Below are 19,816 nucleotides of genomic sequence, written 5' to 3' on the forward strand. Positions count from 1 at the left end.
TCTCCTTCCAGGTGACGAGCAAGATCGATAGCCGCACGATCCTGGGCGAGATGGGCGCGGAGCAGCTTCTGGGTCAGGGCGACATGCTGTTCATGGCTGGCGGCGGACGCACGACGCGGGTGCACGGGCCGTTCTGCTCGGACTCGGAGGTCGAGAGCGTGGTCGCCCACCTCAAGCGCCAGGGCCGGCCCTCCTATCTGGAGGCGGTCACGGCGGAGGAGGGCGAGATCCCGGCCGGCGCCGCCGCCTCCGAGGACGGCCCGGTCTTCGATGCCGGCCAGTTCGGCGGTGGCGAAGGAGCCGACCTCTACGAGCAGGCGGTCTCCGTGGTGCTGCGGGACAAGAAGGCCTCCACCTCCTACATCCAGCGCCGCCTGCAGATCGGCTACAACCGCGCCGCCTCGCTGATGGAGCGCATGGAGACCGAAGGTCTCGTCGGGCCGGCCAACCACGCGGGAAAACGCGAGATCCTGGTGGAGGCCGAGGCGCAGGATTACTGATCCGCCGCTTCCCCCTCGCGAACCGAACATCCGTCCGGCGCGCCGCCTTCGAAAGAGGGCGGCGCGCTTTCGCGTTCCGACCCCTTTCCGACTCGACAACGGCTACGCTCGAAATTATAGCATCAGCTATAATTCGGAGCGAGAGGTTCTATGTCGAGAAAGCGCTATGGGCTGGGTCGCTGGGTCGGAATCGGGCTCACCGGGCTCGCCGCCACGCCGCTCCAGGCCGAGGAGGTGGCCCTGGACGAGATCAGCGTGACCTCGGACAGGTCGGCGCGGCGCACGGGCGAGGGCGCGGCGGCGGGACCGGCGCCGGACCCGGCCGGCCGGCTCGGCGTCCTGCCGGTGGTGACCGATCGCATCTCGACGGTGACCGTGGTCTCCGGCGCCGACCTTGCCCGCTCGCAGCCGACCTCGCTCGGCGAGGCCCTGTTCGATCGGCCGGGCCTGTCGGCGACCACCTACGCGCCGGGCTCGGCCTCGCGGCCGATCATCCGCGGCCTCGACAACCACCGCGTCCGCATCCTCGAGAACGGCACGGGCGTGCAGGACATGTCCGATCTCGGCGAGGACCACGCCGTGCCGATCAACCCGCTGATCAACGACCGGATCGAGGTGATCCGCGGGCCCGCCGGCCTGCGCTACGGCTCCCAGGCGGTCGGCGGCGTCGTCTCGGTGGAGAACAACCGCATCCCGACGGGCATTCCGCCCGGCGGCGTCGCGGGCCGGGTGACGACCGGATACTCGGCCGTCGACAACGGCCGCAACGTCGCCGCGACCGTCGATGCCGGCAGCGACAACGTCGCCGTCCACGCCGACGCCTTCAAGAGCGCGGCGGACGACTACGACACGCCGCTCGGCCCCCAGCGCAACTCCTACAACCGATCGCAGGGCGGGGCCTTCGGCACCTCGTACCTGTTCGACCGCGGCATCGTCGGCCTAACCTTCAGCCACTTCGATTCGGTCTACGGCATCCCCGGAATCAGCTCCGCGGTGCAGCGCACCCGCCTCGACCCGGTGCAGGACAAGCTCCAGGCAAGGGGCGAGTACCGTCCGCTGGACGGGCCGATCGCGGCGATCCGGTTCTGGGCCGGAGGCTCGAACTACCGGCACAACGAGTTCGGCACCGACGCGAACGGCGTCGAGGGCATCGCGGCGGTGTTCAAGAACCGCGCTGCGGAGGGGCGGATCGAGGTCGACCACGTGCCGGTCGAGACGGCGTTCGGCACCCTGAGCGGACAGCTCGGCGTCCAGGCCGACCGACGCAAGCTCCGCATCTCGGGAGCGGAAGGAGGGCTCTTGCGCCCCACCGACACGCGGGTGCAGGCGGCCTACCTGTTCGAGGAACTGGCACTCGGCGGCCTGCGGTTCCAGGCGGCGGGCCGGATCGAGGGCAACCGCGTCGCCGGCACCCAGGCGCTGTTCCCGTCCGACTTCCTGCCCGACGGCCCCGGCGACGAGCCCGTGGAATCGCGCCGCATCCGCCGCTTCGCCCCGAAGAGCGCGAGCCTCGGCGCGCTCCAGGACCTGCCCTACGGCTTCGTCGCGAGCCTGACCGGCTCCTATGTCGAGCGCGCCCCGACCTCGCCCGAACTGTTCTCGCGCGGGCCGCACGCGGCCTCCGCCACCTTCGAGATCGGCGATCCGAACCTCAAGCTGGAGCGCGCCCGCACCGTCGAGGTGGCGATCCGGCGGGCGGAGGGGCCGTTCCGCTTCGACGCCACCGGATACGTCACGCGCTATACCGGCTTCGTCTACAAGCGCCTGACCGGCTTCACCTGCGGCGACACCTTCGACAGCTGCGGCCTCGGGGGCGGGGACCTGCGTCAGGTCACCTATTCGCAGGCCGGCGCCACCTTCGCTGGCGCCGAGATCGCCAGCCAGGTCGATCTCGTGCCGGTCGGCGACGGCTTTGCCGGGATCAGCGCTCAGTACGACTTCGTGCGGGCGCAGTTCGACGACGGCCGCTACGTGCCGCGCATCCCGCCCCACCGCGTCGGCGGCGGCGTCTTCCTGCGGGCGGACGGCTGGTTCGCGCAGCTGAGCCTGCTGCACGCCTTCGCCCAGACGCAGACGGGGACGCTGGAGACGCCGACACCGGGCTACAACGATCTCAAGGCGGAGATCGCCTACAGCCGTCCCCTCGATCCGGCGGTCCACGGCCTGAGCGAGGTGACGCTCGGCCTGCGCGGCACGAACCTGCTCGACGACGTGATCCGCAATGCCGCGTCCTTCCGCAAGGACGAGGTGATCCTGCCGGGCCGCAACCTGCGGCTCTTCCTCACGGCGCGGTTCTGAACGCCGCGGGGGCGCTCGGACCACGGACCGGGCGCGCCGTCCACCCAGCGCCGACGTTTCGGAGCCTGGAAGCCGCGTCTGACAGCCAGGGGCTTACAGAAATCATGCGTCGTATTTTGTAAGTGCAGCGCAGAGTGGCCGTATCTCCGGGCACGACGCAAAATTGTTGGAGGGAGAAGATCGCACGCATTGATTCCATCTATTGCCAGCCTGACGATTTGCCGTAACGATCTCGGTGGGACTGCGGGCCGTGCCGCCCGTTCCGTCTGCGGAATACGGTGCGGAAGGCCGAGCAAAGGTGCGGGATGGAGGACGGCATTCCACCTGCCCGATCGGATTTCGGCGAGATGGCCGAGCGGATCCGGACCCATGACTGGTCGGCGACGGCCCTCGGCGCCGCGGACACGTGGTCGCCCAGCCTGAGGGCCACGATCAGCCTGCTCCTCGGCTGCGGCTTCCCCATGATCGCGCTGTGGGGGCGAGACCTGATCCAGGTCTACAACGACGGCTTCCGCGACCTGATGGGGTTGAAGCATCCGGCCGGGCTGGGGCAACCGACACGCGAGTGCTGGCCCGAGGTCTGGCACATCAACGCGCCGATCTACGATCGGGTCTGGGGCGGCGAGACCTTCACCTTCGAGGACGCGCTCTATCCCCTGTCGCGGTCGGGCCGCGTCGAGGACGCGTGGTTCACGCTGACCTACAGCCCGCTCCGGGACGAGGCGGGCGAGATCGCGGGCATCCTGGTCGTCCTGCTCGAAACCACGGCCCGGGTGCTGGCGGACCGCGCGCTTCGCGAGAGCGAGGCCCGCTTCCGGGCCGAGCTGGAACAGCAGGTCCAGGAGCGGACGGCGGAGCTTCAGGCGAGCCGCGACCTGCTCAAGGCGACCATGGACAGCTCCATGGACATGATCCAGGTCTTCAAGGCCGTGCGCGACGCGTCCGGCGAGATCGTCGATTTCGAGTGGATCCTGAACAACCACACTTCGGAGAGCCTGTACGGTCGGGTGCGCGGGGAGAGCCTGCTCGAACGCAATCCCGGCGTGATTCAGGAAGGCATCTTCGAGACCTTCAAGCGCGTGACGGAGACCGGCCAGCCCTCGACCGCGGAGCACCACTACGTCCACGAGCAGTTCGACGGCTGGTTCTTCCAGTGCGCCGTCAAGCTCGGCGACGGGGTCGCCACCACCACCAAGGAGATCTCGGCCTGGAAGGCGGCCCAGGAGGAGGTGCTCCGGCTTCGCGACGAGATCGCGCAGGCGGCCCTGCGCGAGAGCGAGGAGCGCTTCCGCGCCCTGGCCCGCCTCATCCCCGTCCTGCTGTGGCGCACGGACGAGGACGGGCGGCACAACTCGCTCAACGAGGCCTGGCTCACCTATACCGGCCAGACCCCGCAGCAGTCGCAGGACGGGGGCTGGCTCGAAGCGATCCACCCGGACGACCGGGAGGCGGCCAGCGCGGCGTTCCGTACCGGGCGCGAGCAGCAGCGGCTGATCGAGGTGCAGCAGCGCATCCGTCGGCACGACGGGCAGTATCGCTGGTTCCTGGTGCGGCAGGCGCCGATCGTCGATGCCGAGGGGCAGGTGACCCAGTGGATCGGCGCCGCCATGGACATCCACGACCTGCACGATCTGCAGGAGCGCCAGGCCGTTCTCGTCGCCGAACTGCAGCACCGCACCCGCAACCTGCTCGGCGTCGTGCGCTCCATCGCCCACCAGACCATGGTGCAGACCGGCCCGACCGAGCGCTTCCGCGAGCAGTTCAACGACCGGCTCGCCGCCCTGTCGCGGGTCCAGGGCCTGCTGTCGCGCTCGGATCAGGAGCCGATCACCCTGCGCACCCTGATCCGGACCGAGCTGGAGGCGCTGGGAGGCGGCGACTACGCCGACCGGATCCATATCGCCGGCCCGCCGGTGCGCCTGCGCAAGGCGTCGGTGCAGACCCTCGCGCTCGCCGTGCACGAACTGGCCACCAACGCCCGCAAGTACGGGGCTCTGACCAGCGAGCACGGCCGCCTCTCGGTGACGTGGCGGGCCGACGCAGACGATCGGGGCGGCGGGACCCTGCTGATCGAGTGGATCGAGGAGGGCATCAGCCGGCCGCGCGAGGGGCGCGGTCCGACGCGGCGCGGCTACGGACGCGAGCTGATCGAGCAGGCGATGCCCTACGCGCTCAACGCCAAGACCCGCTACGAGCTCGGCGAGACGCGGCTGCGCTGCGCCATCGAGCTGCCGCTCGGCGAGCGGTTCGGCGCGATCAGCACCGCCTGAGACCCGCCGTCAGGGCCGGGGTTCAGGCCGCGAGCGCGGTGAGCACCGCGGCCCCCGCCGGGCTCGTCGCGTAGCGGGTGCGCTGGGTGCGGCCGTCGCGGGCGGTCACGGTCAGGAGCGCTTCGCCGGCGAGGCCCTCCACCGCCCGCAGCACCAGGGCGTGCTCGACGCCGAAGATGCGGGCGAAGCTGCGGCTGTCCGCGGCCAGCCCGAGATGCAGGCCGGCGAGGATGCCCGCCTCCAGCATGCTCAATTCGGGGCGCAGGGCCGCGATCGTGTCGGTCGCGGCGAGAAAGGTCTCGGCGTCGGCCGCGGGCTCGCTCACGCCGCTTGGCCCGTCGCGGTCGCGGCGCGGGCGCGCACTTGGACCAGCACCGATTTCGAGGTCGGCGTGTCCGAGAACTCGCCGAAGGCCGAGAGCGGCACCAGCACGTTGAGCTCGGGATAGTAGCCGGCGAGCGAACCGCGCGGCATGTCGAAGGGCACGAGGCGGAAATCCTCCGCCACCCGCTCGACGCCGTCCTCCGCGTGGACGCAGACGAGATCGACCCGCTCGCCCGCCCGCGCCTTCAGCTCGGCGAGGTCGTCCGGGTTGGCGAACACGACGCGGCGCTCTCCGTAGACGCCGCGGTAGCGGTCGTCGAGGCCGTAGATCGTGGTGTTGTACTGGTCGTGGCTGCGGAAGGTCTGCAGCACGAAGGTGTCGCCCTGCCGGCTCGCGCGCTGGTGCTCGGTCGCCACGGGAAGCGGCCCGCTGGAGAAGCCCGCCCGGCCGGTCGCCGTCTCGAACACCCGCTCGGCGGCGAGATTGCGCAGCATGAAGCCGCGCGGTCGGCGCACCCGGGTGTTGAAGCCGGCAAACCCCGGAATCGTCCGCTCGATCAGGTCGCGGATGCGATCGTAATCGTCGGCGAGGGCGGCCCAGTCGATCCGCTCGGAACCGACGGCGGCGGCGGCCATGCCGGCGATGATGCCGATCTCCGAGCGCAGATGCGGCGAGGCGGGCTTGTTGATGCCGCCCGAGCCGTGGACCATGCTCATCGAATCCTCGACGGTCACGATCTGCACCTTGCCCCGGCTGTTGCGGTCGATCTCCGTGCGGCCGAGGCAGGGCAGCAGGTAGGCGACCCGGCCCGGCACGAGGTGCGAGTGGTTGAGCTTCGTCGCGATGTGGACGGTGAGGTCGCACGCCGCGAGCGCCTTCTCGACCAGCCGCGTGTCCGGCGTGGCGCGCACGAAGTTGCCCCCGAGCCCGATGAACGCCTTCGACGAGCCGTCGAGCATCGCGCCGATGGCGCCGAGCACGTTGTGGCCGTGCTGGCGCGGCGTCGTCAGACCGAATTCCTGGTCGAGCGCTTCGAGCAGGCCGAGCGGCGGCTTCTCGTTGATGCCGACCGTGCGGTCGCCCTGCACGTTGGAATGGCCGCGCACCGGGCACAGGCCCGCGCCGGGCCGGCCGATATGGCCACGCAGGAACAGGAGGTTGGCGATCTCGCGGATCGTCGCCACCGAGTGGCGGTGCTGGGTCACGCCCATCGCCCAGGTTGCGATCACCCGGTCGGCCCCGAGATAGACGTCGGCCGCGGTTTCGATCGCCTCGCGGGTCAGGCCCGACTGGTCGAGGATCGCCTCCCACGCCGTCGCCTCGACGGCCGCGCGGTACTCGGCGAAGGCGCTGGTATGGGCGGCGATGAAGGCGTGGTCGAGGAGCGAGGGCTTGCCCGCCTCGATCGCCGCCGCGTCGCGGGCGAAGACGACCTTGGCGATGCCGCGGAAGGCGGCCATGTCGCCGCCGGGCTTCGGCTGGTAGTAGTGGCTGGCGATCGGGCGGCTCGCGCCGCGCAGCATCTCGACGCTGTTCTGCGGGTCGGCGAAGCGCTCCAGCCCGCGCTCGCGCACGGGGTTCAGCACCACGACCCGCGCGCCGCGCTCGGCGGCCCGGCGCAGGTCGCCCAGCATGCGCGGATGGTTGGTGCCGGGATTCTGGCCGACGACGAAGATCGCGTCCGCCTTCTCGAAGTCTTCGAGCAGCACCGTGCCCTTGCCGATGCCGATGGCCTGAACGAGGGCGATGCCGCTCGCCTCGTGGCACATGTTCGAGCAATCGGGGAAGTTGTTGGTGCCGTAGGCGCGGGCGAAGAGCTGGTAGAGGTAGGCCGCCTCGTTGGAGGCGCGGCCGGAGGTGTAGAACTCGGCCCGGTCGGGATGGTCGAGGCCGCGCAGCGTCGCGCCGATCTCGGCGAAGGCCTCGTCCCATTCCACGGCGCGGTAGGTGTCGCTCTGCGCATCGTAGCGCATCGGATGGGTGAGGCGGCCCTCGCTCTCGAGGGCGTAGTCGGTCCAGCCGCGCAGCTCCGAGACGGTGTGCTTGGCGAAGAAGCGCGGCGTCGTGCGCTTGTCGGTCGCCTCCCAGGAGACCGCCTTCACGCCGTTCTCGCAGAACTCGAAGGAGGAGCCGTGGGCCGGGTCGCCCCAGGCGCAGCCGGGGCAGTCGAAGCCGTCCGGCTGGTTGGCCGAGAGCAGGGCCCGCGCGCCGGAAAGCGGGGCGCGGCTCCCCAGCAGGAACTTGCCGCAGCTCTTCAGCGCGCCCCAGCCGCCCGCGGCGGAGGAACGCTTGAGGGGCCCGTTCGAACGGTCCATGCCGAAATCCTGGGGAACGCTGTGGTCGCAACCGCAGATAATCGCGCGGCGCGGCCCCTCACAATCGGGTTCGGTCGCAGTCCTCTCATGCGTTCAAAGCTTGGCTCGACGGGTAGAATGCATTGCTATGCATTAAGGGCAACTCTCGTCGGCATCATCGTTCACGGTGCGAGGTTCGCGGCCCCTTCACCCAAGCCGGCGCCGGGCGTTCCCCCACGGCCCCACCCCGGTTTCCCATTTGCCGTTCGCGATAGCTTGGCCTTAAGAATTACAACCTCCGAGTGATCCGATCGCGTGACAGACGATCGGGTACATCCTCGCGGGAGACGGCGCCGGGTGGGGCGAACGAGGCTCGATCTGTTTCGAATGGGCAATGCGGCGGGGGCACGCCTCGATCACGTTCGCCCGGTCGATCTCGCGCATTTCCACGTCGGCGGTGTGGTCTGGGTGCGTGCCGGTACGGGCGGCATCTCGACCTTCGCAAACCCGAGGCAAGATCGAGGACGATGGTGGCGATTACCGGCGGGCTACGATTACGGACCTCTCCTGCTCGTGGAGAACGATCATGGCGACCACTGGTCCTGGGAGCCAGGTGTTGATATGCCGTTGAGCGACTACAGATCGTTGCTCATGCAGGCGAATCTTCGGTTCCGCTGAGCGGGCAGCGATCGGGACGACGCAGCATGGTCAGACTTTCCGCCAAAGCTTTCCGATTTGCCGAGGACGCAACTCACGCCCTCGTCGAGGCGCGTGTCCTGCGGGACGGTCCGCGCGCGGCCTGGGAGAACTGGTCGAGCGAAGATCATACGGCCGCCGCCTATGTCGAGGTTCCGGATCCGGTGGCCGAGATCATGCGATCCGCCGTGGCGATGCGGGTCGATCAGATGCAGCGGCATTTCGACCGCGACGACGATCCCGACCCCGAGATCGGCAACGATCTGGCCTTTCTGCGCAACGTCCTGGTCGCGCTGAGCGCCGGCGGCTCCGAGACGCCGCAACAGGCCGGCTACTGAAGCCGACCCAACTCCCCTCTCCGGCTACGGTCTGCCTGCCAACTCCGCCGCGTCCCGCCCGACGACGGGCGCGAGGCTCGTCAGCCCTTCCGCGCGCAGCCGCTGGCTCAGCCCGCGCTTGATCGTGCCGACCAGTCCCGGCCCCTCATAGACGAGGGCGGAGTAGAGCTGAACGAGGCGGGCGCCGGCCCGGATCTTGGTCCAGGCGGCCTCCGCCGAGTCGACGCCGCCGACGCCGACCAGCGGGATCCGGTCGCCGACGCGCAGATAGGTCTCCGCGAGGAGCCGCGTCGCCGGGCCGAACAGCGGCCGGCCGGACAGGCCCCCGGTCTCCCTGGCGAGCGCGGATTCGGCCAGCGTCGCGGGCCGGGCGATCGTGGTGTTCGAGACGACGAGCCCCTGGATGCCGCGCCGGAGCGCCGTCGCCGTCATCGCGTCGAGCCCTTCGAGCGCGATGTCGGGGGCGATCTTGAGCAGCACCGCGGCGGGCGATCCGCTCGCGTCGCGGGCGGCGACGACGCGGGCGAGCAGGTCGTCGAGGAAGGCCTCGCCCTGGAGGTCGCGCAGGCCCGGCGTGTTGGGCGAGGAGACGTTGACGGTGATGAAGGCGACGTGCGGCGCGAGCCGCGCGGTGCAGGCGACGTAGTCGGCGAGCCGGTCCGGCGACTCCTTGTTGGCGCCGATATTGACGCCGACGAGGCCCCCGCGGCCGGCGCGGGCCTTGAGCCGGTCGGCCACCGCGTCGAGCCCCTCGCTGTTGAGGCCGAAGCGGTTGATCACCGCCCGGTCGCGGGGCAGGCGGAACACCCGCGGCCGCGGATTGCCGGGCTGCGGCCGCGGCACCACCCCGCCGACCTCGACGAAGCCGAAGCCGAGGCCGAGCAGCGCGTCCGCCACCCGGGCGCCCTTGTCGAACCCGGCGGCGAGGCCGACCGGGTTGGGGAAACGCTGCCCGAACACCTCGACGGCGAGCGCCGCGTCGTCGGCCGGCGGCCGGCGCGGCGGCAGCAGCGAGAGGCCGCGGATCGTCAGGTCGTGCGCCGTCTCGGCGTCGAGCCCGTGCAGCAGCGGCCGGGCGAGGGGAAACAGCGCGTCGATCATGCCTGCGGGATCTCCGACGGCGGGATCTCTGCGGGAAAGACGTGCCGCCCGTCCGCCCCGAGGGGCAGGTCGGCCACGGAGCGCACGGCGCTCAAGGACAGGTCGCCGTAGAGGTGCGGGAACAGCGCGCCGCCCCGCGACGGCTCGAAGCGCAGGGCCCCGCCGAGATCCTCGGCCTCGACCGCCACGAGCAGCAGGTCCGCCTGCCCGGAGAAGTGCCGGGCGGCGGTCTCGGCGACCTGATCCGCGGTCGAGAAATGGATGAAGCCGTCGGCGCGGTCGACCGGCGCGCCGGTGAAGCGGCCGAGCGCCTCGGCCTCCCGCCAGAGGCCGCGCGGGCAGATCTTGTAGACGAGGGCCATCCGATCTCCGGGGGTAAATCTTCCGGAGCGATAGAACGCAGGCCTGCCCGCGGCAACCGTCGCCATGGGTTACCGGATACGGCGTTCGCGCCTTCACCGAAGGCCGCTCAGATGCGACACTCGCCTCTCCGGATGCTCCGATTGCGTCCGGGTTCGGCGGGTTCTAGTTTCCTAACTTTAGGCCGTATGTCTCAACGGCACACGCGCCGGTTTGAGGCCGCTATGCTGTCGCACGAGCAGATCTGGACTGCGATCGACCGATTGGCCGAGCGCCACGGCTTCTCCGCCTCGGGTCTCGCCCGGCGTGCGGGCCTCGACGCCACGAGCTTCAACCGCTCGAAGCGGGTCGGGCCCGACGGGCGCAAGCGCTGGCCCTCCACCGAGTCGATCGCGAAGGTGCTCGCCGCCACCGGCGCCAGCCTCGACGACTTCCTGCACCTCGTCGATTCCGATCAGGCCCAGACCCGGACGATGGTGCCGCTGATCGGCCTGACCCAGGCCGGATCGGGCCGTCTGTTCAACGAGGAAGGGATTCCGACGGGCGGACCCGGCTGGGACGAGATCGAGTTTCCCGATCTCGGCGACGACCACGCCTTCGCCCTGGAGGTGCAGGGCGATTCGATGCTGCCGCTCTACCGCGACGGCGACGTGCTGATCGTCGCCCCCAATGCCGGCATCCGCAAGGGCGACCGGATCGTCGCCCGGCTGAACAACGGCGAGGTGCTGGCCAAGGAACTGCGCCGCCGCACCGCCCGCACCATCGAACTGGCCTCCCTCAACCCCGACCACGAGGACCGGGCGGTGCCGCTCGCCGACGTCGCCTGGATGGCGCGGGTGATGTGGGTGCGGCAGTAGCGTTCGGCAGCGTTCGGCGCCTGACGCCTACAGGCCGGCGAGCCGGTGGGCCATGCCGAGGGCGACCTGGCCCGAGAGCAGGCTCCAGCCGCAGGCGATCATCGTCGCGATCATCACGAACGGGATCGGCCGGTGCTCGAAGCGACGGCCCCGCAGGGTATTGCGCAGGATGATGAAGGGCGCGACCACCGCGATCATCGGCAGCGCGGCCAGCGCGGCGACGCCGCCGGCCTCCAGCAGCTTGAAGCTCGCCCGCCGGTTCGTGGCGAATTCGAAGGCGCTCGCGAGCAGACCCGCCAGCGCGAGGCCGACGACGAGCGCCTGAATCGATTCGATGGAAGAGGGGCTCAGGGTCATGACGCGACGCTCCTTCTCAGGATGTGACGCGCAATCTGGCCGATCGTTTACGACTTGTTAAGAAAGACGTTTCGTTAACGCTAACGCCGCCCACAGGCTCTGGCGCCGTGTCCGATCGCGCTGCGATCGGACACGGCTCCAAGTTCGTGTTTTGACGCGCTCTCTTGCGCCGAACCGGTATCCACTTCGGCGGAGAGCGCTCTGAGCCCGGGGCGGCGCGGAGATCCGTGATCGGGAGGCTTGCGGCGCCTCAGGCGTCCTCTTCCAGGTCGATATCGAGGATCGCCATCCGGAAGGTGAAGGAATCGTCGCCGTCCTCCTTGTCGTCGGCGAGCACGCCGATCGACTCGTCGCCGATGAACACTTCGGCGGAATCGCCGGTCTTCATCGCGACCACGCGGATGCTGGCGTTGGCGAACTTGCGGCGCAGGTAATCCTGCAGCTTGGCGACTTCGGTCTTGGTCACGCCGTCAACCTTCTTGCGAGGCGCTGCCGCCGGGACGCGCGATCCCGGCGGCAGCGCTGTGGGGGCTTCGGATGGTGGTCGGCGGCTTGCCACGTCGCGCTAGGGCAGGCAACCCGGCGGAGGCAGGGAGCGCGGCGTCAGATCCCGCCGGCGATATCGACGAACTCGCTCATCGCCACGAGCTGGTCCATGGAGCGAGCGGGCTCGGCGCAGCCGGCGGCCCCGACCACCCGCGCCGGTACGCCGACGACCGTGGTGTGCGGCGGCACCGAGCGGAGCACGACGGAGCCCGCCGCGACGCGGGCGCAGGCGCCCACCTCGATGTTGCCGAGGATCTTGGCGCCCGCGCCGATCATCACGCCGCGGCGGATCTTCGGGTGGCGGTCGCCGCCATGCTTGCCCGTGCCGCCGAGCGTCACCGCGTGCAGGATCGAGACGTCGTCCTCGATCACCGCGGTGGAGCCGACCACGAGGCCGGTGGCGTGATCGAAGAACACGCCGCGCCCGATCCGGGCGGCGGGGTGGATGTCGGTCTGGAAGACTTCCGACGACCGGCTCTGGAGATAGAGCGCGAGGTCGCGCCGGTCGTGGCCCCAGTACCAGTGGGCGAGCCGGTGCGCCTGGATCGCGTGGAAGCCCTTGAAATAGAGCAGCGGCTCGATCGCGCGGGTCGTCGCCGGGTCGCGATCCATCACGGCGAGGATGTCGGCGCGCATGCTCTGGCCGATGCGGGCATCGTCCTGAAGCGCCTCGTGGAAGCCGTGCGCCACGAGTTCGGTCGGGAGCGAGGCGTGGCCGAGGCGGGTGGCGACGCGGTGGGCCACCGCCGCCTCCAGGCTCGGGTGGTTGAGGATGGTCGCCACGAAGAACGAGGCGAGCTGCGGCTCGTCGCGCACCACCGTCTCGGCCTCGGTGCGCACCCGCGTCCAGAGCGGATCGACAATTCCGGCGATCCCCTCGCGCCCGGAAGCCGGGCTGAGCGACGGACTGGCGGACATGCATTCCTCCTCGACGGCGCGGATTGTCGATCCGGCCTCAAGGCCGCGACGCGGGTCGCGGCCGGCAGCGTGTTCGCGCCCCTTCAGCGCGGCGGGACGGATCGTGCCGCCGAACGGGACGCTCGGATACGACGCGTATCGCGAGAACGGCGCGGGAGAGAAGCGTCTTCGCCCGCGCCGGGTTCAAGCCATACAGCTTGGTGTCGCCCGGCGCCGCATCAAGAGGCCGTGTCCCACCCTGCGGCGGATGGCGCCGCCGCGGTCACGCGGCCGGGCGCTTGCCGCCGTTGTCGTTGCCGCTGACCTGGGTCTCGATCACCTCGATCAGGCGCGCGGCCATGATCTCGACCGGCACGTCGGAGGTATCCACCACGGCCGAGGCGCGGGCATAGAGCGGCTCGCGGCTGAGCAGCACGGCGCGCAGGTCGTCCAGCACCCAGGCGGGATCGCCCTTGCCCTCGACATGGCCCTGGTCGCGCACCCGCTGCAGGTGCTCCTCGGGCCGGGCCTGCAGCCAGATCGTGTAGAAGGATGAAAGCAGCAGATCGTAGGTCAGCGGCTCGGCGACGATGCTGCCGCCGGTGGCGAGCACCATCGGGCCCGGCTGCTCGGCGAGGCCGCGCAGGGCCTTCTGCTCCAGCCGCCGGTAGCCTTCCTGGCCGTAGATCGCGAAGATCTCGCGCACCGAGAGACCGTTCTCGCGCTCGATCTCCGTGTTGAGTTCGACGAAGCGCCAGCCGAGATGGGCGGCGGCCATCCGGCCCAGCGTCGACTTGCCGGCGCCGCGCAGGCCCACCAGCGCCACGCGGCGGCGGACCGTGCGCGCCTCCGCGCCGGTCGAGCCCGCGAGCGCCGCCTTGGCCAGGGCGATCTGGTCCGGGTTCGCCTGGTCGAGCAGGTCGCGGATGACGCGCCATTCGGAGGACGCTTCCTGGCTCGAGACGAGATCGTCGAGCCGCATCCCCATCGCGTTGGCGACGCGCCGCAGCAGGATGATCGACACGTTGCCCTGACCGCTCTCGAGCTGGGCGATGTAGCGCTCGGACAGGCCCGAAGCCTGCGAGAGCAGCTTGCGCGACAGCCCGCGCACCGTCCGGGCGTGGCGCACCCGTCGGCCGAGTTCGTTCAGGAAGCTCGCCTCTTGTTCGGCCGCGTCGGTCATGGCCACACTCACCTCATCGTCCTTTCCGACGCCCGCCTCTATCCGAATCCATGCCGGGTGTCCCCAACGGGCCCCCTGCCTCTCGCCCGGAACACCGCCCCCTCGTCCGGTGTCCCGGCCGAGCGATGCCCGCTGCAATACGCGGGCCGGAGCGCGCGGGTATGGCGGGAGGAGGCGCACATCTGGAGACTGGCAGGCTGCAGCGCAACCCGTTTCCCAAGCGTGGCATCCATGCGCACTCGCCGGTGGATAATATATGCTATCCCGCAATGCGGTATATGGCACTGCAAAAAATCACTCCGTCAACGCGACCCCCTCGAACAGGGTGCGCCCGAGCGGATCCGTCCGGAAGCCGTTCACCGCGCGCCGGATCGCCATATGGACGACGGTGTGGGCGAGCGGCACCCAGGGCGCGGCCTCGCGGAAGCGGGCCTGCGCGTCCCGGTAGAGCCGGGTGCGGACCGCGCGGTCGTCGGTGCGGCGGGCGGCCTGCACCGCCGCATCGTAGCCGGGATCGCACCAGCGGGCGAGGTTGGCGCCCCCCGGCGCCGCCGCCCGGCATCCGAGCAGCACGTTCATGAAGTTGTCCGGGTCGCCGTTGTCGCTGGTCCAGCCGTAGAGCATCATCGTCGGCTCGCCGCCGTAGAGCGCCGCCCGGTACGCGGTCCAGTCGCGGGTGGTCAGCCGGGTGCGAATGCCGATGCGGGCGAGGTCGGCGCGGATCATGTCCGCCACGCGCCGGCCGTTGGGGTTGTAGGGCCGGCTGACCGGCAGGAACCAGAGATCGGTCTCGAACCCGTCGGCGAAGCCCGCCTCGGCGAGCAGGCGCGCGGCCGCCTCGCGGTCGAAGGCGGGCTCGGGCAGGTCGCGGTGGAAGGCCCAGGTCGACGGCGGCAGCGGGTTGTGCGCCACCGTGCCGGCCGGCCCGTAGACGGCCTCGACGATGGCCCGGCGGTCGATGGCGAGGTTGACGGCGCGGCGCACCCGCGGATCGCTCATCGGCGCGCGGGCGGTGTTGAGGGCGAGGTAGGCGACGTTCAGCTCCTCGCCCGACAGCAGCGCGAGGTCGGGGTCGGCCCGCACCGCGTCGAGGTCGGCCGTGCCGGGGAAGGCCATGACGTGGCACTCGCCCGCCTTGAGCTTGGTCAGCCGCACCGCCGTGTTCGGCGTGATCGAGAAGACGAGCCCCTCGACGGCGCCCGCCTGGGGCGCGGCCGGCCTGCGCCAGTAATCCGGGAAGGCGCGGTAGCGCACGGCCACGTCGGGGCGGTAATCGACGAAGCGGAACGGGCCGGTGCCGACCGGCGCGCGGGCGAGCGCCTCCGGGATTCCCCGGCGCGCGAGATGCTCAGCATATTCCGCCGAGAGGATGGCGCCGAAGGCCTGGGCGAGGTTGGGCAGGAAGGTCGCGTCCGGTTCTTTCAGCCGGAAGCGGACCCGGTGCTCGTCGAGCCGCTCGATCCCCTCGATCAGGCCGGCGAGGCCGAGATCGCGGAAAGTGGCGAAGTCGCCGCCGACCCGGTGATAGGGATGGTCCGGCTTCCACTGGCGGAGGAAGCTGAACAGCACGTCGTCGGCGTTGAGCGGACGGGTCGGCGTGAAGCCGGCATGGGCGTGGAAGCGCACGCCCGCCCGCAGGGTGAAATCGTAGGTCCGCCCCTCGTCGGAGACCTGCCACGATTCGGCGAGCGCCGGCCGCAGCTCGGTGGTGCCCGGGGTGAACTCGACGAGGCTGTTGAACATCTGCCACACGGCGCTCATCGCCGTCGTCGTGGTGACGAGGCCGGGATCGAGGGATTCCGGGTTGCCCTCCGAGCAGTAGACCAGGGTCCGCGCCTGAGCCGGCGACGCACCCGTCGGGCCGGCGATCGCGGCCAGCAGGACGGCGGCGATGCCTGCGGCGCGGGCGCGATCTCTCATGCGGCGTCTCATGCGGCGTCTCATGGTGCCTGCGCCCCGGCGGGCCGGCGGGCCGTGGCCGGCCGCTCGACGTCGCCGGGCGCCCGCGGGAATTCGAGTCGCACGCGGGTGCCGCGACCCGGCTCGCTCTCGATGGCGATGCGGCCCTGGAGCTTGGCGGTCACGAGATTGTGCACGATGTGCATGCCGAGCCCGGTGCTGCCGCGGGAGCGGGCGGTGGTGAAGAACGGGTCGAAGATCCGCCCGAGATGCTCCGGCGCGATGCCGCCGCCGTCGTCGCTCACCTCCAGCCGCACGAGCGGTCCGGCCGGCGTCACCTGCACGGTGATGGTCCCGGGCCGCTCGGCCCCGGCGAAACCGTGCACGACGGCGTTGGCGACGAGGTTGGTGACCACCTGTGCCAGCACGCCGGGATAGGTGTCCACGACGATACCGGACGGGTCGCCGCGCCGGATCTTGTGCCCGCCCTTGCGCAGCATCGGCTGGAGGCTCGTGAGCAGTTCGCCGAGCCAGACATCGAGATCGAAGCGACGGCGCTCGTCGCTCGCCCGGTCCACCGCCACCTGCTTGAAGCCGTGGACGAGGTCGGCGGCGCGGGTCAGGTTCGCGCAGAGCAGCTGCGTCCCTTCCCCGACGCGGTCGACGAAATGGGTCAGGCGCGAGCGCGAGAGCGTGCCCGCGGCGACCAGGCCCTGGAAGGCCCGCGTCTCGTCGCGGACCAGCGTCGCGGTGGTGAGCGCGATTCCGAGCGGCGTGTTGATCTCGTGGGCGACGCCGGCCACGAGCTGCCCCAGCGAGGCGAGCTTTTCCGCGCGGATCAGGTCGTCCTGGGCCTGATGCAGATCGTGCAGGGCGTTGTCCGCCTGGTCCTTGGCCCGCCGCAGCGCCCGCTCCCGCCGGCCGATCTCGGTGACGAAGAAGTTCGTCGCCCGGGCGATGTCGCCGAGTTCGTCGGTGCGCTGGGTGCCGGAGAGCCCCTCCGCCTTCGGGTCGGCGGCAAGCGCGATCATGTCGCCCTGGAGCTGGCGCAGGGGCACGAGGATCGAGCGGGCGACCGCCAGCGCGACGAGGGCGCCCAGCAGCAGGCCGGCCGCCGCCCCGGCCAGGAGGAGCTGGCCCAGGAAGGTGCCGAACCGGTCGGCATCCTCGACCGCGTCGTCGTTGAGAGCGCGGGCGGCCTCGCTCAGCCGGGCGGCGAGGCCGTCCATCTCGGCGATCATCGCGTTCTGCCGCTTGAGCCCCTCGACGGTGGTGGCGAGCCGCGCGCGCCAGCCGTCGATGGCCTCGATCATGTCGGACTGGATCAGCGGCGAGATCGGCAGGGCGGAGGCGCTCGCGGAGAGCCGCTCGCCCTCGCCGAGCATGGCGGAGACGGCCTCCGCGTCCCGGCGCGCCAGCGCCTCGGCCGTGCGCTGGCCGAGCTTGAGCGTCGTGATGCCGATGTTCTGCGTCGCTTGGCCCGTCGCGTTGGCCTCCCCCGCATAGGCGAGGAGCTGCGCGACCTCGTCGTCGAGCGTGCGCTGCTCGGAGGTCACGATCTTGAGCAGGCGCTCGCCCCACTCGGTCAGCCGCTCGCCCGCGGCCGGATCGGCGGCGGTCAGGCTCTCGGCCTCGGCGGCCTCGGTCTCGCGAGAGGTGGCGCGCAGGGCCGCCGCGAGGTCGCGGCCGGCATGGACGAGGCGGGTGCGTTCGGTGCGCGCGGCGTCGGTCGCGCCGCCGCGGTCGCGGGCGAGGGCGAGCGGCCACGCGGCGGCCAGCACGGCGTTGAGCCCCGTCACGGCGTCCCGGGTCGCGCGCAGCCGGTTCACCTTCCCCGTCAGCGTCCAGGCGAGATCGACGTTCGAGGCCTGCTGGCGCTGGCGGGCCTGCTCGGCGAGGTCGGTCAGGCGGCCCGCCCGCCGGCCCATCTCGGCGATCAGTCCGTCGTTCTCGCGGGCGACCGCCGAGAACTCGCGCATCCGCGCCACGTAGCGGTCGAGGGATTGGCGCGCCGAGGCGGCCCGCTCGGCCTGCCCCCGGGTGCGGGCCTGGTTCTGAAGCGTCTTCAGGCCGCTTCCGGCCTTGTCGGTCAGGTCGAAGAACTGCGTCTCGATCGCGGCGCGCTCGTCGGCGCGGGCGGCGACGAAGTCGTCGCGGACCATCCGGGCCAGGGTCAGGTCGTGAAAGACGCGGGCGGCGAGCAGGGCGCCGGCCCGGGCCCGCTCCCCCTGCGCGAGCAGGAACCAGCCCGCCGCCGCGATGGCCGCGGCGACGAGGATCGGGACACCGCCGACCAGGGCAATCTTCCGGCCGACCCGCATCCTCGCCCCGTCGCGGGCTCCCTCGGGAGCTTCGTTGCTCGGGGCGGGATCGTCGCCGGAAAACCGTCTCCGGACAAGGGCCTCGCCCAGGCGAGAGCATCATCTTTTTCCGAAAGCCGGCGGCCGCCTTTCGGGACGATGCTCTCGATGGGAACGACGGGCGGGGCCGCCCTCACACGCTGGCCGGAGCGGTGTGGCACCGCTTGCGCACCGGCGCAGGCCGGCCGCCCGCGCCGCCGAAACGGCCCTCCTTGGTCGGCGTCGTCTGGACGGTCCGGCCGGTGCGGCCGCCCTGCTGGCGCCCGTGCAGGATCTCCCGCAGGTTGGCCAGCGCCTCCGGCGAAGCCTCCAGGGCCTCCTTCGAGAAATGCGGCATCGCAGCCCTCCTCAGTTCCCGGTGAGAGCGATGATGCGCACCTTGCGCCCGTCGGCGGCGCAGGCCGCCGGCTGGTAGGGCCACGCGGCGGCGCAGGGGGCGGTGGTCTTCGACGTGTCGGATTTGGGCGCCGTCACGGTGGGTGCTGAGACCTTGGGCGCCTCGATGGGCGCCGCGGTCGTCGCCTTCGGGAGGGCGGCGGCGTCCGTCGCGGCCAAGCCGGCGACGAGGCCGGCGGACAGCACCGCGCTCGCGGCGATCATCGTAACCAATCCCTGCATGACATCCCCCTCGCGGCTTCGCCGTCGTCGATGGGGACGGTTTTAGGGAGGGGGCGTGTCCGGCGTTTTGCGTCGCCGGTCACAGGATCACCGGATCAAGGGGCGTTTGTTGCGTCGAACGCCCCGCCGACGAAATATTCGGCCTCCGCGGTGCGGTTAATCACCTTCGGGCCGGAAGATGTAGCCGAGACCGCGCACGGTGCGGATGAAGCGCGGGTTGGCCGGGTCCGGCTCCACCTTCTTGCGGATACGGTTGATTCGCACGTCGATCGCCCGGTCGAACGCGTCCGGATCGCGGGCGTCGGCGAGGTCGAGCAGCCGCTCGCGGGAGAGGGCGCGCTTCGGATGGTCGGCGAAGGCCTTGAGGAGATCGAATTCCGAGCGGGTCAGCGGCTGCTCCACCCCCGCGTCGTCGCGCAGGCGCAGGGCGTCGAGTTCGAGCCACTTCGTGCCGAACCGGACGGTCCGCGAGGGCGCCGCCGATTCGGGCGCGGGCGCCTTCGCCGGGGCCTGCGCGGGCGCCGACGGCGCGCCCTGCGCCCGCCGCAGCACCGAGCGCACCCGAGCGACGAGTTCGCGCAATTCGCAGGGCTTGGGCAGGTAGTCGTCCGCGCCCAGTTCGAGCCCCACCACCCGGTCGATCGGGCTGGCGGTCGCCGTCAGCATGATGATCGGGATCGGGCTCCTCGCCTTCAGGTCCCGCACGATGGAGAGGCCGTCCTCCTCGGGCATGTTGAGGTCGAGCACGATCAGGTCCGGCGTGCGGATCTGCAGGTGCGCCCGCAGCGCCCGGCCGCCCTCGCACAGGGCCACGTCGAAGCCGTGCAGGCGCAGATAATCGCCGACCATGGCGCGGGCATCCGCCTCGTCGTCGACGACGGCGATATGGGGGCCGGTCGCCGTCATGGCCGGCCGCC

The 19,816-nt window shown here is 71.1% G+C and carries 19 protein-coding genes; 6 read left to right on the plus strand and 13 right to left on the minus strand.

What is annotated here, in order from left to right; translation table 11 throughout:
- The 3 genes from ABS772_RS17125 to ABS772_RS17135 all read left to right on the plus strand — a co-directional run.
- A partial coding sequence (locus ABS772_RS17125) for a DNA translocase FtsK (protein WP_350396002.1) occupies window positions 1-500 on the plus strand: 500 nt, incomplete at its 5' end.
- Between the two features lie 150 nt (window positions 501-650).
- Entirely contained in the window at window positions 651-2,798 is a 2,148-nt protein-coding gene (locus ABS772_RS17130; RefSeq protein ID WP_350396003.1) for a TonB-dependent receptor, read from the plus strand.
- 347 nt (window positions 2,799-3,145) lie between these two features.
- The gene (locus tag ABS772_RS17135) at window positions 3,146-5,068 is read left to right on the plus strand and encodes a PAS domain-containing sensor histidine kinase (RefSeq protein WP_350396004.1); all 1,923 of its coding nucleotides are present in this window, start codon (window positions 3,146-3,148) and stop codon (window positions 5,066-5,068) included.
- Window positions 5,069-5,090: 22 nt separating this feature from the next.
- Here the strand turns inward: ABS772_RS17135 and ABS772_RS17140 are convergent, their stop codons facing one another.
- Both ABS772_RS17140 and ABS772_RS17145 read right to left on the minus strand, forming a co-directional pair.
- On the minus strand, window positions 5,091-5,393 hold the full coding sequence (locus ABS772_RS17140) for a hypothetical protein (protein ID WP_350396006.1): 303 nt from the start codon (window positions 5,391-5,393) through the stop codon (window positions 5,091-5,093).
- Window positions 5,390-7,708 carry an FdhF/YdeP family oxidoreductase gene (locus ABS772_RS17145; RefSeq protein WP_350396007.1) on the minus strand — a complete coding sequence of 773 codons (2,319 nt, stop codon included), beginning with the start codon at window positions 7,706-7,708 and terminating at the stop codon, window positions 5,390-5,392. The genes ABS772_RS17140 and ABS772_RS17145 overlap by 4 nt, the downstream gene beginning before the upstream one ends.
- Window positions 7,709-8,074: 366 nt before the next feature.
- Here ABS772_RS17145 and ABS772_RS17150 point away from each other — a divergent pair, with 366 nt between their 5' ends.
- Window positions 8,075-8,365, plus strand: a complete 291-nt coding sequence (locus ABS772_RS17150; RefSeq protein ID WP_350396008.1) for a hypothetical protein — start codon at window positions 8,075-8,077, stop codon at window positions 8,363-8,365.
- Window positions 8,366-8,391: 26 nt separating this feature from the next.
- Entirely contained in the window at window positions 8,392-8,721 is a 330-nt protein-coding gene (locus tag ABS772_RS17155) for a hypothetical protein (protein WP_350396009.1), read from the plus strand.
- 24 nt (window positions 8,722-8,745) lie between these two features.
- Here the strand turns inward: ABS772_RS17155 and ABS772_RS17160 are convergent, their stop codons facing one another.
- Window positions 8,746-9,822: a quinone-dependent dihydroorotate dehydrogenase gene (locus tag ABS772_RS17160; RefSeq protein ID WP_350396010.1), complete on the minus strand. Its 1,077-nt coding sequence runs from the start codon at window positions 9,820-9,822 to the stop codon at window positions 8,746-8,748.
- Window positions 9,819-10,184: a DUF952 domain-containing protein gene (locus tag ABS772_RS17165; RefSeq protein WP_350396011.1), complete on the minus strand. Its 366-nt coding sequence runs from the start codon at window positions 10,182-10,184 to the stop codon at window positions 9,819-9,821. Before ABS772_RS17165 ends, ABS772_RS17160 begins: the two co-directional genes overlap by 4 nt.
- Window positions 10,185-10,406: 222 nt before the next feature.
- Between ABS772_RS17165 and ABS772_RS17170 the strand changes: the two genes are divergently transcribed.
- Window positions 10,407-11,039, plus strand: a complete 633-nt coding sequence (locus ABS772_RS17170) for a S24 family peptidase (RefSeq protein ID WP_238255541.1) — start codon at window positions 10,407-10,409, stop codon at window positions 11,037-11,039.
- Window positions 11,040-11,066: 27 nt separating this feature from the next.
- Here ABS772_RS17170 and ABS772_RS17175 read toward each other — a convergent pair whose 3' ends face one another.
- From ABS772_RS17175 to ABS772_RS17215, 9 genes are all read right to left on the minus strand, one after another.
- Window positions 11,067-11,396: a DUF6949 family protein gene (locus ABS772_RS17175; protein ID WP_238255542.1), complete on the minus strand. Its 330-nt coding sequence runs from the start codon at window positions 11,394-11,396 to the stop codon at window positions 11,067-11,069.
- A gap of 250 nt (window positions 11,397-11,646) precedes the next feature.
- On the minus strand, window positions 11,647-11,862 hold the full coding sequence (locus ABS772_RS17180; RefSeq protein ID WP_003604163.1) for a DUF3126 family protein: 216 nt from the start codon (window positions 11,860-11,862) through the stop codon (window positions 11,647-11,649).
- 137 nt (window positions 11,863-11,999) lie between these two features.
- Window positions 12,000-12,860, minus strand: a complete 861-nt coding sequence (gene cysE, locus ABS772_RS17185) for a serine O-acetyltransferase (RefSeq protein ID WP_238255543.1) — start codon at window positions 12,858-12,860, stop codon at window positions 12,000-12,002.
- A gap of 262 nt (window positions 12,861-13,122) precedes the next feature.
- On the minus strand, window positions 13,123-14,070 hold the full coding sequence (locus ABS772_RS17190; RefSeq protein ID WP_283206867.1) for a helix-turn-helix transcriptional regulator: 948 nt from the start codon (window positions 14,068-14,070) through the stop codon (window positions 13,123-13,125).
- A 246-nt stretch (window positions 14,071-14,316) separates the two neighbouring features.
- A complete protein-coding gene (locus tag ABS772_RS17195; RefSeq protein ID WP_350396013.1) occupies window positions 14,317-15,942 on the minus strand; it encodes an ABC transporter substrate-binding protein in 1,626 nt (541 codons plus the stop codon).
- A 20-nt stretch (window positions 15,943-15,962) separates the two neighbouring features.
- Entirely contained in the window at window positions 15,963-18,242 is a 2,280-nt protein-coding gene (locus ABS772_RS17200) for a HAMP domain-containing sensor histidine kinase (protein ID WP_350396015.1), read from the minus strand.
- A gap of 172 nt (window positions 18,243-18,414) precedes the next feature.
- Complete coding sequence (locus ABS772_RS17205) at window positions 18,415-18,618, minus strand: hypothetical protein (protein WP_350396017.1); 204 nt, start codon at window positions 18,616-18,618, stop codon at window positions 18,415-18,417.
- Between the two features lie 11 nt (window positions 18,619-18,629).
- Window positions 18,630-18,899 (minus strand): hypothetical protein, encoded by a 270-nt coding sequence (locus ABS772_RS17210; RefSeq protein WP_350396018.1) that lies wholly within the window; start codon window positions 18,897-18,899, stop codon window positions 18,630-18,632.
- A gap of 156 nt (window positions 18,900-19,055) precedes the next feature.
- The gene (locus ABS772_RS17215; RefSeq protein WP_238257066.1) at window positions 19,056-19,805 is read right to left on the minus strand and encodes a response regulator; all 750 of its coding nucleotides are present in this window, start codon (window positions 19,803-19,805) and stop codon (window positions 19,056-19,058) included.
- Between the last annotated feature and the right edge of the window lie 11 nt (window positions 19,806-19,816).

The sequence above is a fragment of the Methylorubrum podarium genome (assembly GCF_040270385.1).
GTDB classification, from domain to species: Bacteria; Pseudomonadota; Alphaproteobacteria; order Rhizobiales; family Beijerinckiaceae; genus Methylobacterium; species Methylobacterium podarium.

Bases quoted from the DNA above. Each gene is read 5' to 3' on its own strand.
- ABS772_RS17195 (WP_350396013.1), bottom strand. From the start codon at position 15,942: ATGAGAGATCGCGCCCGCGCCGCAGGCATCGCCGCCGTCCTGCTGGCC.
- cysE (WP_238255543.1), bottom strand. From the start codon at position 12,860: ATGTCCGCCAGTCCGTCGCTCAGCCCGGCTTCCGGGCGCGAGGGGATC.
- ABS772_RS17155 (WP_350396009.1), top strand. From the start codon at position 8,392: ATGGTCAGACTTTCCGCCAAAGCTTTCCGATTTGCCGAGGACGCAACT.
- ABS772_RS17165 (WP_350396011.1), bottom strand. From the start codon at position 10,184: ATGGCCCTCGTCTACAAGATCTGCCCGCGCGGCCTCTGGCGGGAGGCC.
- ABS772_RS17135 (WP_350396004.1), top strand. From the start codon at position 3,146: ATGGCCGAGCGGATCCGGACCCATGACTGGTCGGCGACGGCCCTCGGC.
- ABS772_RS17200 (WP_350396015.1), bottom strand. From the start codon at position 18,242: ATGCGGGTCGGCCGGAAGATTGCCCTGGTCGGCGGTGTCCCGATCCTC.
- ABS772_RS17145 (WP_350396007.1), bottom strand. From the start codon at position 7,708: ATGGACCGTTCGAACGGGCCCCTCAAGCGTTCCTCCGCCGCGGGCGGC.
- ABS772_RS17150 (WP_350396008.1), top strand. From the start codon at position 8,075: ATGGGCAATGCGGCGGGGGCACGCCTCGATCACGTTCGCCCGGTCGAT.
- ABS772_RS17205 (WP_350396017.1), bottom strand. From the start codon at position 18,618: ATGCCGCATTTCTCGAAGGAGGCCCTGGAGGCTTCGCCGGAGGCGCTG.
- ABS772_RS17215 (WP_238257066.1), bottom strand. From the start codon at position 19,805: ATGACGGCGACCGGCCCCCATATCGCCGTCGTCGACGACGAGGCGGAT.
- ABS772_RS17175 (WP_238255542.1), bottom strand. From the start codon at position 11,396: ATGACCCTGAGCCCCTCTTCCATCGAATCGATTCAGGCGCTCGTCGTC.
- ABS772_RS17170 (WP_238255541.1), top strand. From the start codon at position 10,407: ATGCTGTCGCACGAGCAGATCTGGACTGCGATCGACCGATTGGCCGAG.
- ABS772_RS17130 (WP_350396003.1), top strand. From the start codon at position 651: ATGTCGAGAAAGCGCTATGGGCTGGGTCGCTGGGTCGGAATCGGGCTC.
- ABS772_RS17160 (WP_350396010.1), bottom strand. From the start codon at position 9,822: ATGATCGACGCGCTGTTTCCCCTCGCCCGGCCGCTGCTGCACGGGCTC.
- ABS772_RS17210 (WP_350396018.1), bottom strand. From the start codon at position 18,899: ATGCAGGGATTGGTTACGATGATCGCCGCGAGCGCGGTGCTGTCCGCC.